This is a genomic window from Burkholderia sp. Ap-955, from assembly GCF_011753045.1.
GTDB lineage: Bacteria > Pseudomonadota > Gammaproteobacteria > Burkholderiales > Burkholderiaceae > Burkholderia > Burkholderia lata_D.
This window is the reverse complement of sequence record NZ_VWWH01000199.1, coordinates 1-2,081: the sequence shown is the minus strand read 5'-3', so window position 1 is coordinate 2,081 and position 2,081 is coordinate 1. Positions and strand designations below refer to the sequence as shown.

3 protein-coding genes are annotated in these 2,081 nt (G+C 71.6%); 2 read left to right on the top strand and 1 reads right to left on the bottom strand.

The genetic code is table 11. From position 1 onward, the window contains the following. A partial coding sequence (locus F3J15_RS37240; protein ID WP_205191155.1) for a precorrin-6A/cobalt-precorrin-6A reductase occupies positions 1–459 on the top strand: 459 nt, incomplete at its 5' end. 43 nt (positions 460–502) lie between these two features. Continuing rightward, positions 503–1,231, top strand: a complete 729-nt coding sequence (gene cobM / locus F3J15_RS37235; protein WP_166897784.1) for a precorrin-4 C(11)-methyltransferase — start codon at positions 503–505, stop codon at positions 1,229–1,231. 197 nt (positions 1,232–1,428) lie between these two features. Here cobM and F3J15_RS37230 read toward each other — a convergent pair. After that, positions 1,429–2,081: MFS transporter (locus F3J15_RS37230; protein ID WP_166897782.1), on the bottom strand; the 653-nt coding region annotated here is incomplete at its 5' end.

Here is a 2,081-nt window from a genome sequence, read left to right as displayed (position 1 = left end):
CTGTGGGCGCTGCGCCGCGCGCCGTGGGTGCCGCAACCCGGCGACGACTGGCGCATGGTCGACGACTGGGCCGGCATCGAGGCCGCGCTCGCGCCGTTCAGGCGGCCGCTGTTCACGCTCGGCCGCGAACCGCTCGCGCGTCTCGACGCGATCCCGCCGCACCAGTTCTGGCTCGTGCGCTGCCTCGACGCGCATCCCGGCAATGCGCATGCGCAGATCATCGCCGCGCGCGGGCCGTTCACGCTCGACAGCGAGCGCGCGCTGTTCGCGCTGATGGGCATCGACGTCGTCGTCAGCAAGAACAGCGGCGGCGCGGCCACGGAAGCCAAGCTCGACGTCGCGCGCGAACGCAGGCTGCCGGTCGTGATGCTGCGCCGGCCGCCGCTGCCCGACGCCGACCGCGCGTTCGATTCGGCCGCGGCGCTCATCGACGCGCTCGATCCGGCCGCGCGCGCATGACGCCGCGCGGCCGGTCATCCCATGAATTGACGGAGATTTTTCGATGACGGTGTATTTCATCGGCGCGGGCCCCGGCGACCCGGAGCTGATCACGGTGAAGGGCCAGCGCCTCGTGCGCACGTGCCCGGTGATCCTGTATGCGGGTTCGCTGGTGCCGGCGGCCGTGCTCGACGGCCATCGCGCGGAGCAGGTCGTCAATACGGCCGAACTCGACCTCGATGCAATCGTCGCGCTGCTGGCCGACGCGCACGCGAAAGGGCAGGATGTCGCGCGCGTGCATTCGGGTGACCCGTCGTTGTACGGTGCGATCGGCGAGCAGATTCGCCGATTGAAAGCGCTCGGGATTCCGTATGAAATCGTGCCCGGCGTAACGGCCACGGCCGCGTGCGCGGCGACGCTCGGCGTCGAGCTGACGCTGCCCGGTGTCGCGCAGACGGTGATCCTCACGCGCTTCGCGGGCAAGACGACGATGCCGGAAGGCGAAGCGCTCGGCGCGCTCGCCGCGCACCGCGCGACGCTCGCGATCCATCTCGGCGTGCGCCATCTCGCCCGTATCGTCGACGAAGTGCTGCCGCACTACGGCGCCGATTGCCCGGTCGCGGTGATCTATCGCGCGAGCTGGCCGGATGAAGCGCGCGTGACCGGCACGCTCGCCGACATCGTCGGCAAGGTGCAGGGCACGCAGATCGAGCGCACCGCGCTGATCCTGATCGGGCGCGTGCTGGACGCCGAAGGGTTCGCGGATTCGACGCTGTACGCGAGCGCGGGCTGATCACGCGCGGGCCGGCCCGGGTTCGGTGCGGCGCTCGCGCCGGGGCGTGTAGCGCGCCGCGCCGATCGTGATTGCGCGGCCGACGAAGTAGATCGGCGACACCGACTCGCCGAGGATCAGGATCGACGTCGCACAATGCCAACGACAGGGATCAGGTTGAGCACGACCACCACCCGATCCGATCCGCGGGAAACGCGCTACGCGCGCGCGGCGTGCAGCACCCGTTTCGGCGCAAACCCCGCCGCCAGCGCGAACAGCACGACACACAGGCAGGCCATCGCGATCCATGCGGGCGTCAGGTCCGCGAGGTGCTGGCGCACGATGCCCGCCGCGAACGGAAACGTCCCGGCGATCAGGTAGCCGATGCCCTGCACGAACCCCGTCAGCGACGCGGCATCGGCCGGCGTCGCGGCATGGTCAACGGTGACGATCAGCGACAGCGGAAACAGCGCGCCGATCCCCGCGCCCATCAACAGCGCGGCCGGCAGCGCGAGCGCTTCCGGCGCGGCCAGCATCACCAGCAAGCCGACGAACAGCGACGCGATCGCCGCATGCAGCGCGGGCCGGCGATCGGGCAGGCGGTCGATCGTCGCCGAGATCGTCAGCCCCGCGACGACTTCCGCGAGCGTCACGCCGCCGAGCAGGCTGCCGGCCGCCGTCGGCGACCAGCCGAGCCGCATGTAGTACGGCGGCAGCCATGCGAGCACGAGCGTATACGCGCCCGTCGCGATGCCGAAGAACAGCGCGAGCCGCCACGCGCGCGGCGAGCGAGACGGCTGCGCGTTCGACGCCGACGTCGGCCCGGCGGCGAGCGTGTCGCCGCCGCGACTGGCCAGCGGCCACGCCAGCG